Annotated in this window: 10 protein-coding genes and 1 riboswitch; of the genes, 6 read left to right on the top strand and 4 right to left on the bottom strand. The window is 42.2% G+C overall.

Annotated elements, in window-relative coordinates; genetic code table 11:
- Nucleotides 1-257: 257 nt before the first annotated feature.
- The 4 genes from ACPEH5_RS11020 to rppH all read right to left on the bottom strand — a co-directional run bounded on the left by ACPEH5_RS11020 (nucleotide 258) and on the right by rppH (nucleotide 5,134).
- The gene (locus tag ACPEH5_RS11020; protein WP_042845989.1) at nucleotides 258-1,109 is read right to left on the bottom strand and encodes a thymidylate synthase; all 852 of its coding nucleotides are present in this window, start codon (nucleotides 1,107-1,109) and stop codon (nucleotides 258-260) included.
- A gap of 109 nt (nucleotides 1,110-1,218) precedes the next feature.
- Complete coding sequence (lgt, locus tag ACPEH5_RS11015; protein WP_042845990.1) at nucleotides 1,219-2,115, bottom strand: prolipoprotein diacylglyceryl transferase; 897 nt, start codon at nucleotides 2,113-2,115, stop codon at nucleotides 1,219-1,221.
- A gap of 235 nt (nucleotides 2,116-2,350) precedes the next feature.
- Nucleotides 2,351-4,597 carry a phosphoenolpyruvate--protein phosphotransferase gene (gene ptsP, locus ACPEH5_RS11010; RefSeq protein WP_048606297.1) on the bottom strand — a complete coding sequence of 749 codons (2,247 nt, stop codon included), beginning with the start codon at nucleotides 4,595-4,597 and terminating at the stop codon, nucleotides 2,351-2,353.
- Nucleotides 4,598-4,600: 3 nt separating this feature from the next.
- Entirely contained in the window at nucleotides 4,601-5,134 is a 534-nt protein-coding gene (gene rppH, locus ACPEH5_RS11005; protein WP_042845994.1) for an RNA pyrophosphohydrolase, read from the bottom strand.
- 112 nt (nucleotides 5,135-5,246) lie between these two features.
- A riboswitch (TPP riboswitch) is annotated at nucleotides 5,247-5,344 on the top strand.
- A gap of 52 nt (nucleotides 5,345-5,396) precedes the next feature.
- Between rppH and thiB the strand changes: the two genes are divergently transcribed.
- From thiB to rluA, 6 genes are all read left to right on the top strand, one after another.
- The gene (gene thiB, locus ACPEH5_RS11000) at nucleotides 5,397-6,401 is read left to right on the top strand and encodes a thiamine ABC transporter substrate binding subunit (protein WP_166696545.1); all 1,005 of its coding nucleotides are present in this window, start codon (nucleotides 5,397-5,399) and stop codon (nucleotides 6,399-6,401) included.
- Nucleotides 6,377-7,981 (top strand): thiamine/thiamine pyrophosphate ABC transporter permease ThiP, encoded by a 1,605-nt coding sequence (gene thiP / locus ACPEH5_RS10995; protein WP_166696544.1) that lies wholly within the window; start codon nucleotides 6,377-6,379, stop codon nucleotides 7,979-7,981. Before thiB ends, thiP begins: the two co-directional genes overlap by 25 nt.
- On the top strand, nucleotides 7,974-8,684 hold the full coding sequence (thiQ, locus tag ACPEH5_RS10990; RefSeq protein ID WP_042845998.1) for a thiamine ABC transporter ATP-binding protein ThiQ: 711 nt from the start codon (nucleotides 7,974-7,976) through the stop codon (nucleotides 8,682-8,684). Before thiP ends, thiQ begins: the two co-directional genes overlap by 8 nt.
- Before the next feature lie 62 nt (nucleotides 8,685-8,746).
- Nucleotides 8,747-11,098: a DNA polymerase II gene (locus ACPEH5_RS10985; protein WP_206226763.1), complete on the top strand. Its 2,352-nt coding sequence runs from the start codon at nucleotides 8,747-8,749 to the stop codon at nucleotides 11,096-11,098.
- A gap of 389 nt (nucleotides 11,099-11,487) precedes the next feature.
- Entirely contained in the window at nucleotides 11,488-14,394 is a 2,907-nt protein-coding gene (rapA, locus tag ACPEH5_RS10980) for an RNA polymerase-associated protein RapA (RefSeq protein WP_042846001.1), read from the top strand.
- Nucleotides 14,395-14,529: 135 nt separating this feature from the next.
- Nucleotides 14,530-15,183, top strand: coding sequence for a bifunctional tRNA pseudouridine(32) synthase/23S rRNA pseudouridine(746) synthase RluA (gene rluA / locus ACPEH5_RS10975; protein WP_281110779.1), 654 nt, complete (start codon nucleotides 14,530-14,532; stop codon nucleotides 15,181-15,183).
- Nucleotides 15,184-15,475: the final 292 nt, after the last annotated feature.

Below are 15,475 nucleotides of genomic sequence, written 5' to 3'. Positions count from 1 at the left end.
GAGTTAGGTTGATCCATCTTGCGTAGAGCTTCGCAACCTCATATGGAATTCACACAATGTTTAGCCATGTTTGCGAAGCTTTTCGCAAAAAAGTAGTCATGTAGAAATAAACACAAGAAAAAATTTTGATAGCCAGACAAGATTGGATTCAACGAAAGGATAGAAACAACCAAAGGAGGGAAATGTGGTATGCACGAATAAAAACACTAAGGTGACTTTTACTTTCAGGCCACCTTAGCTATCAAACAATTTATTTATTACACAGTGAAAGGGTATTTAATTGCTTCATGGCATTGGTACCCTTCCAAAGTAAAATCATTTGTGGTTACCCAAGTTTCAATATCATCCAATGACTTAATTTGAGGGTTAATAACCAATGAAGGAGACGCAAAAGGTTCACGTTTTAGCTGAACATCTCGCATTAAAGGCAACTGATTTTCGTAAATATGTGCGTTTACAATTTTATGGTAAGCCTTACCTGCTTTATGACCAGTAATACGAGCCATTAATGCAAGTAAAACAAAGCATTGAACTTGATTAAAATTAAGACCAAGCGGAACATCACAACTACGTTGATAGGATGTCAAATAAAGGGTGTCACCTAACAGTGAAAACGTATGAGTGTGCATACAAGGACGCAGGCAACCCATTTCAAATTCGCCGGGGTTATAAAAAGTGATGATTTCCGCGCGGTCATCAATGCCATTTTTTAAATTATTAACGACTTTTTTCAGTTGGTCTAAATACGTACCATCGGGACGTTGCCATGAGCGACCTTGAACACCATATACTCGCCCCATGTCATCTTCCCCTTTACGATGGGGGTTATTTAACCATGCTTGGTTTTCATTGGCATTAGCATTCCAAGTATTGCAACCAATTTCGCGGAATTGAGCTGCATTATCATAACCGCGTAGATACCCAAGGAGCTCAGCAATTGCAGCCTTATAAAAGCTTTTACGAGTCGTAATCAAAGGAAACTGGTTATTGCCAACATCGTATTCAAGGTCAGCATTGATAACCGTTAAGCAGCGAACACCTGTCCGCTCGTTTTCAACCCACTGTCCTTTATCAATAATACGTTGGCATAACTCAAGATACGGCTTCATAGTCACTCTCTTATTCAAAATAACTTAAGTGGCTAGCTAGCACCCTACCCTTTTCCTTTAATAAAAGAGTCGTTTTAAGGTGTACAGCTAGCCCTTACAATCGGGTTAATTAACTATTTTTAGGCTCTTTTAATGGCTTGTGTGCTGGGATGTTTTTACCATATTTATAAGCCCATACAATCATCAAAATACCAACAATAATCATTGGGACTGATAGAATTTGCCCCATACTGATCCCACTAAATAACCCTAATTGGGCATCTGGTTGCCTAAAGAACTCAACTATGATCCTAAATGCACCATAACCAATTAAAAATAGCCCGGAAACACTCCCCATTGGGCGAGGTTTACGAACAAATAAATTAAGAATAAGGAATAGGACAATACCTTCTAAGAACATCTCATAGAGCTGAGACGGGTGCCTTGGTAGCACACCATACTGTTCAAGAATAGGTAATAATGACGGGTCTTGGGCTGCAAGTTGAATATCTTCACTGCGCGAATGAGGGAATAAAAATGCCCATGGCGTATCCAGTGTCACTCGTCCCCATAGCTCCCCATTAATAAAGTTACCTATACGGCCCATACCTAAACCAAATGGGATCAATGGAGCAACAAAGTCTGAAACTTGTAAAAAACGGCGGCGTGTACGGTGGGCAAACCACATCATGGCGCATATTACACCAATTAAACCGCCATGGAATGACATCCCGCCATCCCAAACTTTAAACAGATAAAGGGGATCATCAAGAAAAACAGGAAGATTATAAAAGAAAACGTAACCAAGTCGGCCACCGACGAATACACCTACGAACCCAACATAGAGTAAATTTTCAACCTCATTTTTTGTCCATCCACTATTAGGCTTTGCGGCACGTCGCCCAGCCAACCATAGTGCAAAAACAAAACCCACAAGGTACATAAAACCATACCAGTGCAGCGATACTGGCCCAATTGAGAACATAACAGGATCAATTTCCGGAAATGCTAAGTAGCTGTTACTCATCGTTCCCCACTTTTAATAATTAAGCCAATCAGTCATCGGCTATAAAATATTCAATAGACTTCAATTTATTCGAAGCACACGAAAGCATACAATAAAAAGTATAGTAATTTATACTCAAAATTATTTGCTCCCACCTAATTTAAACACTTAATTAAAATAGCGCTCCCTTGGCTTCATAAGCGCCAATAGCAGAGAGACACTCATCATTGACGTTAGTCCAGACATGATGACTGAATTAAATTCCACCACGTACAAAGCCACCTAAACGATGTTTCTCCATAAACTCACTTGCCTCCTGTCTGATGCTATCACAGGTTTCTGCGGCCAATAGTTTTGGCACTAGCTCAGACATCAAGGCTGGGTCTAGCTGACGGATTAAGTATTTCATACGAGGAACGCTACGCCCGCTCATACTTAAAGAACGATACCCCAACGCAATCAATATCATGGCACTAAGTGGCTGCCCCGCCATTTCACCGCAAACACTTACAGGCAGCTGAATACGTTGACATTCTTCACTCACTTTCGCTAAAAAACGCACAACCGCGGGATGAAGATTATCATATAGTGCCGCCACATGTGTGTTGTTGCGGTCAACAGCAAGTAAATATTGTGTAAAGTCATTGGTACCAATCGAAATAAAATCAACCCGCTTTTTTATTTCTGGTAGTAAAAATAATAGGGAGGGAACTTCCAGCATTACCCCTATTTGCGGCATATTGATAGGTGTTCCTAGCAACAGGCTCACTTCTTCTTTTGCTCTTTTGATCAAGACAATAGCTTCATCAATTTCATTTATACTGGTTACCATCGGCAATAAAATACGCAAATTGCCTGAAAGCGCGTTAGCTCGCAGCATCGCCCTTAATTGGATCAAAAATATTTCTGGCTGGTCTAGCATGATCCGGATCCCTCGCCAACCTAAGCTCGGGTTCTCTTCACTAATTGGCATATAAGGTAACTGTTTATCTGCACCAATATCCAAAGTTCTTAATACCACAGGCTTTGAGGGAAACAGTTGTAGTACTTCCTTATACAGCTGTTTTTGTTCATCTTCTGAAGGAAACCCATTATGTAGCATAAAAGGAAGTTCAGTACGATATAAGCCAATACCATCAACACCAGTATTAATTTGTTGCTCATAACGGGGGCTTAAACCTGCATTGAGATAAATACAGACCTGTTCACCATCTTTCAGTGTTGCATCTTGCTCAAGGGTGCCTTCCGCCAATCGGCTAATAACATTTTCTTCCTCAATGATTTGCTGATATTCCTGAATAATCAGGTTTTCCGGCTCAATGAAGACTTCACCACGATAACCATCTAAAATTAAATGGCGATTGTGCAATAACGAAGGCTCAATATCTGCCCCCATAATCGCAGGTATCCCCATTGCGCGGATCAAAATAGCAGAGTGTGAGTGTGTTGCCCCATCACGCACTATTACACCCATTAGTTGCTCAATCGGTAATTCAGCAAGTACGCTAGCACTGAGTTCATCCGCAACTAAAATAAAACGTTCTGGCCACTGTTCGTTCAGTGTTAATGAGTCATCAAGGTGGAATAATAAACGCTGGCCTAACGCTTTCAGGTCTGCGCCTCGCTCTCTTAAGTACAGATCACGTAAGCGAGAAAATTGCTCGACATAATTTTCAATGACTGTTTTTACGGCCCATTCTGCGGTTGCTTTATCTTCAATAGCTGCAAAGAGATGTTTTTTAAGTTGAGGATCACTTAACAAGTGATTATAAAGATCAAATATTGCAGCGCTTTCTTTTGCAGAGCTAGCCATAAAACGTTTACTAATACGACGGCATTCCGCAGTTGCACTTTCTAAGGCAGTAATAAGGCGCTGTTTTTCCCCTTCAATATCAATAGCACTAGCTTGACTGATACTTTCAAAAGATGGCTGAGAGTTATCTTGCCAACCATAAGCCATTGAAATCCCCTGTGAGACGGGTATGGCTTTAATTCTATTTTGTCGATATTGCCCAAAAACACCTTTTGTTTGAGCTTGCGATAGGATCACCGCGAGTTGCATCGACAACGTCACCATGAAAGATTCTTCAGTTTCGTTAAATAGCCTTTTCTCTCTCTGTTGCACGACAAGAACGCCTAATAGCTGACGCCGATAGACCACAGGTACACCTAAAAAAGCTTTGAGCTGTTCTTCTTTGAGTTGAGGAAGGAATTTATATTGGGGGTGCTCGCGGATATCAGCCAAATTGAGCATTTCAGATTGACGCCCGACAGCGCCAACCACGCCTTCATCAAAACCAAGGCGTATAGCAATCCCGCTAGGTTTTTTTAACCCGCGGGTTGCCATTAAGTAATAACATTGGCGAGGGTGATCAGCTAAGTAAATTGAACAAACATCCGTCCGCATCGCTTTGCAAGTTTCATTCACCAATATTTCTAGTGCATCTGCCAAACTAGTTGCCATAGCAACTTTTTCGACAATGTCACGTAAACGCATCAACATCGGCTACTTTGCCCCACGCCTACGATTATTAAAAACAGGCCGTTGCGGTAATTTTTGTTCCTGTAGAGGCATAACAACTGGCGCAAACTCTTTCATCACACGGCGATAAACTTCCCGCTTGAAAGAAACTACCTGCCTGACAGGATACCAATAACTGACCCATCGCCAGCCATCAAATTCTGGCGATTTACTGCGCTGCACGTTTATATCTGCATCATTGCATTGAAGTTGAAGTAAAAACCAACGCTGTTTCTGCCCGATACAAACAGGTTTTGTATCCCAACGCACCAAACGCTTGGGTAATTTGTAACGTAACCAATTACGGGTAGATGCCAATAACCTGACATCTTTACGCTGTAGCCCGACTTCTTCGTATAACTCACGATACATCGCCTGTTCTGGCGATTCCCCTGGATTGATGCCTCCTTGAGGAAACTGCCAGGAATGCTGACCATAGCGGCGGGCCCATAGAACTTGCCCTTGCCGATTACAAATTACAATTCCTACATTCGGGCGGTAGCCATCATCATCAATCACAGACTACCTCAATAACCAAATTTGAAAGATGCCTAATTGTTTCACACATACCCAAACTGGTAAACCTATATCAATACAGTTTGCAGATATGTCTGAAGTCTCTACAATAGTGAACGTCTCAACGGGGTGCCAAATATGTTTAGGCTGAGAAATAACCCGTAGAACCTGATCCGGTTAATACCGGCGTAGGGATTTGAGCTACCGATATGCATCGGTTTCCCCTCAAATCCTGTGTCACTATTTTTTTAGCGCAGGAAAAAGCATGTTAAAAAACAAAATTATAGCATCAGTTTTTACGCTTAGTGCACTTAGTTTTAGCCAACTCGCTTGGGCCGAAAAACCCATACTCACTGTCTATACCTATGATTCCTTTGCTGCGCAGTGGGGGCCGGGCCCACAGATTAAGAAGAATTTTGAAGCACAGTGTGACTGTGATTTAAAAATAGTCGCATTGGGTGATGGTGTTGCTTTACTCAATCGCCTAAGAATGGAAGGCAAAAAAAGTAAAGCTGACGTCATTTTAGGCTTAGATAACAACTTGTTAGATTCTGCGGAAAAAACAGGTTTATTCGCACCCGCTGACATCAATACCAACGCCTTAAAACTGCCTATTGAATGGGATAGCTCAACCTTTATTCCTTATGATTATGGCTATTTCGCATTCATATACGACACAAATAAAATAAAACAACCACCAACCAGTATGGATGATCTGCTAACTAGCGATAATAATTGGAAAATTATTTACCAAGACCCACGCACCAGTACGCCAGGGCTTGGGTTAATGCTATGGATAGAAAAATTATATGGTGATAAATCTGCCGATGCATGGCAAAAAATGGCGGCTAAAACGTTAACGGTCACTAAAGGCTGGAGTGAAGCTTACGGTTTGTTTTTAAAAGGGGAAGGTGACTTTGTCCTAAGTTATACTTCATCTCCCGGTTATCAAATGCTAAATGATAAAAAAGACAATTATGCAGCGGCATTATTTAGCGAAGGCCACTATATGCAAGTTGAGGTGGCAGCAAGGCTTAAAAACAGCCCTCAACCTGAACTAGCTAAGCAATTCTTACAGTTTATTTTAACACCTGAATTCCAAGATACATTACCAACCACAAACTGGATGTATCCGGTTATTGATACCCCATTACCTGAAGTGTATAACCAATTACCACTCCCTAATAAGGCGCTGCAATTTAGTTCACAAGAAGTTGCCAAACAACGTCAGACATGGACTCGTTTATGGCAAGCCGCCGTCAGTCGTTAATGAATCGGTCCTTACTGCCGGGGGCACTCGCCTCCGGCTTATTAATCACTGTTGCACTTCTTAGTCTTGGTGCACTTTGGTTTTTCGCGCCTGAAGTATCGATTAATGAAATTATTAGCGATAGCTATTTATGGCATGTGATTGGCTTCACCTTCTGGCAGGCTTTTTTATCTGCCGTTCTTTCGGTGACCCCTGCTATTTTTTTGGCTAGAGCCCTTTATCGCCGCCGCTTTGTAGGAAGAACTTTATTCCTACGTTTGTGTGCGATGACTTTAGTATTACCAGTTTTAGTTGCAGTATTTGGTATTTTATCGGTCTATGGGCAAACTGGTTGGTTAGGAAAATTAGCCCAATTATTTGGTATCAACTACCAATTCTCCCCTTATGGCTTAAAAGGCATCCTGTTGGCTCACATATTCTTTAATATGCCCCTAGCTACTCGTATGCTATTACAATCATTAGAAAATATAGCTATTGAGCAGCGGCAAATTGCTGCACAACTTAGGTTTAATGAATGGCAGCAATTTACGATTTTAGAATGGCCTTATTTGCGTCGGCAAATTCTGCCTACTGCAGCCTTAATTTTTATGTTGTGCTTTGCCAGTTTTGCTACAGTTCTTGCCCTCGGCGGTGGCCCCGCTGCCACAACCATTGAACTCGCGATTTACCAAGCACTCAACTACGATTTTGACTTAGGAAGAGCTGCTATTTTAGCGCTTATCCAGCTTTTTTTCTGTGTCGGCCTGATGTTTATTTGCCAAAAAATTAATGGTTTATTTTCAGTTGGTTTTAGTCAACAAGCTCAATGGGTTGACCCAACAGATAATTGGTTTCGCCGTATTCGTGATGCATTGTTTATCATTGCGGCCATGTTATTGCTACTCCCCCCGCTTTTAGCCGTTATTTTAGATGGCTTAAATGGGCAACTTTGGTCTGTTTTACAACAATCAGCGCTTTGGCAAGCCACCAGCACTTCCTTATTCATCGCACTATGTGCCGGCTTTGTTTGCGTTATATTGACCTTAATGCTGCTATGGAGCAGCCGTGAATTGCGTTTACGTCAAGCCTTACGCCTTGGTCAAGCTATCGAACTGAGTGGGCTAATTATTCTGGCTATGCCAGGGATCGTATTAGCAACAGGCTTCTTCATTTTTTTCAATGAAACGATTGGGTTACCAGAAACACCCTACCCTTTAGTTATTATGACAAATGCCTTACTCGCTATTCCTTACGCATTAAAGGTTCTCGAAAACCCTATGCGGGATATGGCAGAACGTTATAATCCTTTATGCCAGTCATTGGGTATTTCAGGCATCAACCGCTTTAAAATCATTGAATTAAAAGCATTACGCAAACCTATTGCACAAGCTCTCGCATTCGCTTGTGTTATTTCCATCGGTGATTTCGGTGTTGTCGCCTTATTTGGTAATGAAAACTTCCTTACCCTGCCTTATTACCTGTATCAACAAATTGGTGCTTATCGAACAAATGATGGTGCAGTCACTGCGATGTTACTATTATTGCTCTGTTTTTGCTTATTTAGCTTGCTAGAACGCATTTCAGGAAAACATTATGATTAAACTGACCCAACTGAACTACCAATACGATAACCTAACTATGCTATTTGATTTTTCAGTAAAATCAGGGGAATGCGTCGCTATTATGGGGCCCAGTGGTGCAGGGAAAAGTACGTTATTAAGTTTAATCAGTGGGTTTCAATTTGCAAAAACTGGGGCTATTGAATTAAATGGCGAAAACCATACCTTTACCCCCCCTGCAAAACGCCCTGTTTCCATGTTATTTCAAGAAAATAATTTATTTGCACATTTAACCGTTAGGCAAAATATTGGTTTGGGGCTACACCCTAGCTTGCGGCTTACTCAAGCACAAATGCAACAAGTAGAGCTGATGGCGGATCATGTTAGCCTGCGCGATTGTTTAGATAGATTACCAGCACAGCTTTCCGGAGGGCAGCGTCAGCGTGCTGCCCTTGCCCGTTGCCTTATCCGCAATCAACCAATCTTACTGCTTGATGAGCCCTTTTCTGCTTTAGACCCTGCCCTACGCAGTGAAATGCTCTTGTTGCTTAAATCAGTTTGTGAAGAAAAATCAATCACCTTATTAATGGTTTCACATAATATTGATGATGCGCTACAAATAGCACCACGCTCATTGGTCATTGCTGATGGTGTGATTGCCTACGATGGTACGACTCAACAGTTATTGCAGGGTAAAAGTCCTGCCTCAACCTTACTTAACATCTCGACACGAACTCACAATTAATACTGTATAAATTCACACTATTCGCGTATATTTATAGGATATTTTGTCACGCGAGTAGCTAAATGTCTCAACTTATGACCTCCGCAGAAAAAGGCTTTATTCTTAGCCGCCACTGGCGAGACACCCGTCAAGGTGTCGAGGTCACTTATTGGTTGCTTACCGACACACGCCCTCAAAAAATTACTATTCCTTATCAAAAAGCGATTGGTTTTTTACCCGAATCTAAACTTTCTATTGTAAAGCCTTTGCTAGATAGCCAACCTAATGTCACCTATCGGCGGGTTGAATTGGCCGATTTTCAACGGGAAAAAGTGTATGCCATTTATTGTCATCAATACCGCCAATTACAAAATCTCAGCAAAAATTGCAGTAAATTAGGAGTCGAATTATTAGAAACAGACATTCGCCCTTGTGAACGCTACTTAATGGAGCGCTTTATTACTGCGCCAGTCTGGTTTTCTCAGACTCAACAAGGTGAGTATCAACTTAAACCCTGTGAAGGTTATCGTCCCGCTATCAAAGCAGTATCTCTTGATATAGAAACGAGCCAACATGGTGAGCTATATTCAATCGGCTTATCAGGGTGCAATGACAACGTCGTGTTTATGTTAGGCCCAGTTCAAGGGCCAGCGCGAGGGGGGGATCACCGCCTAGTCTATGTGAATAGCCGGCCTCAATTAATTGAGAAACTTAATGAATGGCTGAAACAATACGACCCTGATGCCATCATCGGTTGGAACTTAATCCAATTCGACCTACAAGTTTTACAAAAACATGCTGAGCGTTATGGCATTCCACTATTACTTGGCCGGCAAGGTAAAAAACTCGAATGGCGGGAACATGGTTTTAAACAAGGGGTATTTTTCGCTTCCGCTGAAGGCCGGTTAATTATTGATGGCATTGATGCCTTAAAAGCAGCCACTTGGAGCTTTTCGTCATTTAGCTTAGAATTTGTTGCCCAAGAATTGCTTGGTGAAGGTAAAGCGATTGATACTCCATACGACAGAATGGATGAAATTAACCGCCGCTTCGCCCATGATAAACCCGCTTTGGCTCACTACAATATTCAAGACTGCATTTTAGTGCATCGCATCTTTGCAAAAACAGATTTAATGGCATTCTTGCAAGAACGCTCAACTGTAACAGGCCTTGCCGTGGATAAAATGGGCGGTTCAGTGGCTGCATTCTCTCACCTGTATATTCCACGTTTACACCGCCTTGGTTTTGTTGCTCCAAATTTGATGGAACAAAAATCCCAGCTAAACCCTGGGGGCTTTGTCATGGATTCTCAACCTGGGTTATATGACTCCGTATTAGTTTTGGATTTTAAAAGCCTATACCCTTCAATTATTAGGACTTTTTTAATTGACCCCGCAGGGATGATCGAAGGGTTAGCACACCCAGACCCACAACATTCGGTTCCGGGTTTCCGCCAAGCATGGTTTTCCCGTAAAACACATTGTTTGCCTGATATTGTTAGCCATATTTGGCAAGAACGCGATAAAGCCAAACAAGAACATAACGCTCCGTTATCTCAAGCGCTTAAAATTATTATGAATGCCTTTGCTGGGGTATTGGGCGCAGAAGGTTGCCGTTTCTTCGACCCAAGGCTAACAGCGTCGATTACCATGCGTGGGCATGAAATTATGCGTACCACAAAACGCCTGATTGAGTCCCAAGGTTATCAAGTTATTTATGGTGATACCGACTCCACATTTGTCTGGCTACGTGAGGCTCACAATGAAGAACAAGCGCAAAAAATAGGGTTTGCCTTACGTGATTACGTGAATAACTGGTGGAAAAACCATTTAAGGGATGAGTTGCAATTAAATGGTGTTTTAGAACTGGAATATGAAACCCACTATCGCCGATTCTTAATGCCAACTGTACGTGGTGCGGAAATGGGCAGTAAAAAACGCTATGCGGGGTTGAGTAAAGACACTATGGTATTTAGGGGGCTGGAAACTATCCGCTCTGACTGGACGCCATTAGCCCAGATATTCCAAAAAGAGCTGTACACCCTCATTTTCCATCGTCAGCCATACCATGAGTATATTCGCGAATATATAAAAAACATTCGAACAGGGAAGTATGACGAGCGGTTAATTTACCGTAAACGCCTACGGCGCAAACTAACCGATTACCAAAAAAATGTGCCCCCCCATGTTCGAGCAGCCCGCGCTGCGGATGACTATAATTTAAAATTGCAACGCCCTTTACAGTACCAAAATGGTGGCTGGATCAGCTATATCATTACCCAAGCAGGGCCAGAACCCCTCGAAAAAATCACTGCAAAGCCAGATTACGAACACTATATTTTGAAACAAATTAAGCCAATAGCTGATGCCATTCTCCCCTTCTTACAAGATGACTTTGATGCCTTACTCACTGGGCAAATTACACTTTTGTTTTAAAATTTAATATCGCTTTGGTGTTTTTTTAACAGGTGACGATAAGCTCTGGTTGAATTAATATATCGCCCCTTTGATGTATCGCACATCTGACTGCACAAATAATGCGCGATAATCAACGATACTCGTTATAATTCAAATGGTATGCCTTGTGATAAACCCACAACAGCCTTTCCACTTAACGATATGGGTCTATTCACTCACATTGCTGCAATTTGAATTATTAAATGTGTATAATTAATCATCAGGTACTGACTTTTTTTAAAAATAACTCGAACTCTTCCTTGTGTGACTCATAACGGGTTATACCAATAATGAGCGAAGATACCGATAAAAATTGTCTTAAAAAATCTAAAAATAAACTCTCAATTTTATGGAATTAAATTAAATCTATGCCATTTACTCTTGGTCAACGCTGGATCAGCGATACAGAAAGCGAACTTGGATTAGGTGCCGTTGTGGCGATTGATGCCCGTATGGTCACGTTACTTTTCCCTGCAAGTGGAGAAAACCGCCTCTACTCACGCAGCGATGCCCCTATTACCCGAGTAATGTTTAATGAAGGTGATACCATAACTAGCCATGAAGGCTGGCAGCTTCAAGTTGAAAGCATTGAAGAAGACAAGGGATTATTAACTTACATCGGCACTCGCTTAGATACACAAGAAAAAGATGTAAGTCTTAGGGAAGTGTTTCTTGACAGTAAGCTCACGTTTAATAAACCGCAAGACCGCTTATTCGCTGGCCAAATTGACCGTATGGATCGCTTTGCCTTGCGTTATCGTGCGCGTAAATTCCAAAGTGAGCAAGTTAAGCACCAAGCGACAGGGTTACGTGGCATTCGAGCCAGTTTGATCCCACACCAATTACATATCGCAAATGAAGTGGGTAAACGCCACCACCCTCGTGTGTTATTAGCCGATGAAGTTGGCTTAGGAAAAACCATCGAAGCAGGGATGATTATCCACCAGCAATTAATCGCTGGGCGTGCTGAGCGTGTATTAATTATTGTACCAGATAGCTTACAGCACCAATGGTTAGTCGAAATGCTACGCCGCTTTAACCTACGTTTTTCTTTATTTGATGATAGCCGTTATAGCGAAGCACAACACGATAGTGATAACCCATTTGAAACTGAACAACTGGTGCTTTGTTCACTCGATTTCGTGCGTCGCAGTAAGCAACGCTTTGACCAACTCGTTGAAGCTGGCTGGGATATGATGGTTGTTGATGAAGCACACCACTTACAGTGGAGTGAATCAGCCCCTAGTCGTGAATATCAGGTTATTGAAACATTAGCTGAAAATGTTCCTTCTATTCTGCTACTTACCGCCACACCTGAACAACTAGGCCAAGAAAGCCACTTTGCGCGTTTACGTTTGCTGGACCCTAGCCGTTTCCATGACTATCAAGAATTTATTGCAGAACAAGAAAATTATCGCCCTGTTGCCGATGCCGTTTCATTACTGCTCTCTGGTGAAAAACTGACAAACGACCAGCAAAACTTGCTCAATGAATTAATTAAAGAACAAGACATCGAACCGCTATTAAAAGCAGCAAATGTTGAGAGTGAAGATGGTACGGCTGCGCGCCAAGAGCTAATTAACATGTTAATGGACCGTCATGGGACTAGCCGGCTGCTATTTCGCAATACGCGTAACGGAGTAAAAGGCTTTCCTCGCCGCGAATTGCATTCTTTAAAAATGCCATTGCCAACCCAATACCAAACAGCGATTAAAGTTGCAGGTATTATGGGAGCAAAAAAAGACACCGAAACACGCGCCAAAGAAATGCTTTATCCAGAGCAAATCTACCAAGAATTTGAAGGTGAAAATGCAACTTGGTGGAACTTCGATCCACGCGTTGAATGGTTGATGGGCTTTTTAACCGCTAACCGCCATGAAAAAGTATTAGTAATCTGCGCGAAAGCTGCAACCGCACTTCAATTAGAACAAGTCTTACGCGAACGCGAAGGTATCCGTGCAGCCGTATTCCATGAAGGGTTATCACTATTAGAGCGCGACCGTGCGGCAGCTTACTTTGCTTCCGAAGAAGAAGGCGCACAAGTGTTACTCTGCTCTGAAATTGGTTCTGAAGGCCGCAATTTCCAATTTGCAAACCAATTAGTGATGTTTGATTTACCCTTCAACCCGGACCTATTAGAACAGCGTATCGGCCGCTTAGATAGGATTGGCCAAAACCGTGATATCACCATCAACGTCCCGTATTTAGAAAATACGGCACAATCCGTTCTACTGCGCTGGTATCACGAGGGTTTAGATGCCTTTGAGCATACCTGCCCAACGGGTCGAGCAATTTACGATAAGTACTATCAGCCATTATTACAATTTATGGCCGACCCAACGGTAACCGACGGTTTCGATGAGTTTATCAAAACCTGTCGTGAAGAACATGACAGCTTAAAATTACAATTGGAACAAGGGCGCGACCGTTTACTGGAAATGCATTCTAACGGCGGGGAGTCTGGTAACCAATTGGCTCAAGAAATTGGTGAAGGTGATAATGACACTGAATTAGTCAATTTCTCACTAAACTTATTTGATATCGTTGGAATTAACCAAGAAGATAAGAGTGATAACTTAATTATTCTGACGCCTTCTGACCATATGTTAGTCCCTGATTTCCCTGGCCTACCTCAAGATGGCTGTACCATTACTTTTGATAGGGAACAGGCACTTTCACGCGAAGATACGCAATTTATCAGTTGGGAGCACCCAATTATCCGTAACGGCTTGGATTTAGTGTTATCCAGCGATACAGGTAGCTGCGCGGTTTCTTTATTAAAAAATAAAGCTCTCCCCGTAGGTACTTTGCTGACAGAGTTAATTTACGTTGTGGAAGCTCAAGCGCCTAAGCACCTGCAAATTAGCCGTTTCTTACCCGCTACGCCTGTGCGTTTATTAATTGACCTAAAAGGCAATAACTTATCGTCTCAAGTTGAGTTTGAAAGTTTTAACCGTCAATTAAATGCGATTAACCGCCATATGGCGAGCAAATTGGTCAATGCGGTGCAAAATGAAGTGCATTCTGTACTGCGTTTATCTGAACCTATGGTGGAAACAGAAGCCAAAGCCTTGATAGAGAGCGCTAAAGAAGCCGCCGACAAAGCACTAACGTTGGAGTTTTCTCGTTTAGAAGCCCTTAAAGCGGTTAACCCTAATATTCGTGATGAAGAACTGGATATTATCGAGGAAGAGCGCCAACAACTGATCACTAATATTGACCAAGCAACATGGCGTTTAGATGCTATTCGCTTAGTTGTGGTGACGCATCAGTAAGATGTATACACGGCAGCCCATTCATATCGATTATTATTAACGGTTTGAATTATAGCTAACCTAATTTAAAATCATGACTGACTTCTCCCTCATCTGAGGGAGAATTTTTTAAGAGCTTTGGGAGCTACATATTTTATGATGGAACCCTATCATCCCGCCATTGAACCTTGGCTATTTGTGTTATACCAAGATGACCACATTATTGTGGTGAATAAGCCAAGCGGGCTACTCTCTGTGCCGGGAAAAGCGCCAGAGCACCATGACAGCATTATGAGTCGTATTCAGCGTGATTTTCCTACGGCAGAATCTGTCCACCGTCTGGATATGGCGACGAGTGGCGTAATGGTTGTTGCCCTGCATAAAGCCGCAGAACGGGAGCTTAAACGCCAATTTAGGGAACGGGAGCCGAAAAAAGTCTATATTGCTCGAGTATGGGGCCATTTAGAAAAAGAAGAAGGCTTAATTGATTTACCACTAATTTGTGATTGGCCAAACCGCCCTAAGCAAAAGGTGTGTTTTGAAACGGGGAAATCAGCTCAAACGCAATACCAAGTTTTGCAATATGAAGAGCAAGAAACTCGCGTTAAGCTTTCACCAATTACAGGCCGCTCCCATCAATTACGGGTACATATGTTGGCTTTAGGGCACCCTATCCTTGGTGATCGCTTCTATGCTCACGATGAGGCAAAATCCCTAGCACCACGCTTACAGTTACATGCTCAGGAGTTATATATCACTCATCCTGAATATGGCACACCAATGCATTTTACCTGCCAACCCGATTTTTAACGCTAAATTTATTTGATCGTTTGATTAATCCCCCCTCTGCCATACCCTAAATAGTTCATGTTACAGCTAGGTGGCAAGAGAGAAATCCCTAGAGCGTAGATAACTACGTGACTAGGGGTTCATGGATGAAGACAACAAAACGAGGTTTTTTAGTTTTTCTTCGTTAACTTAATTTCCCTTACATAGTTCGTGTTGCAGCTAGGCGGCAAGAGAGCAAATCCCTAGAGCGTAGATACTACGTGACGAGGGGTTCGTGGATGAAGACAACAAAGCGAGGTTTTTTGGCTTTTCT

This window comes from Providencia sp. NPDC089933 (genome assembly GCF_049545585.1).
GTDB classification, from domain to species: Bacteria; Pseudomonadota; Gammaproteobacteria; order Enterobacterales; family Enterobacteriaceae; genus Providencia; species Providencia huashanensis.
This window is presented reverse-complemented; position numbering and strand designations above follow the sequence as displayed.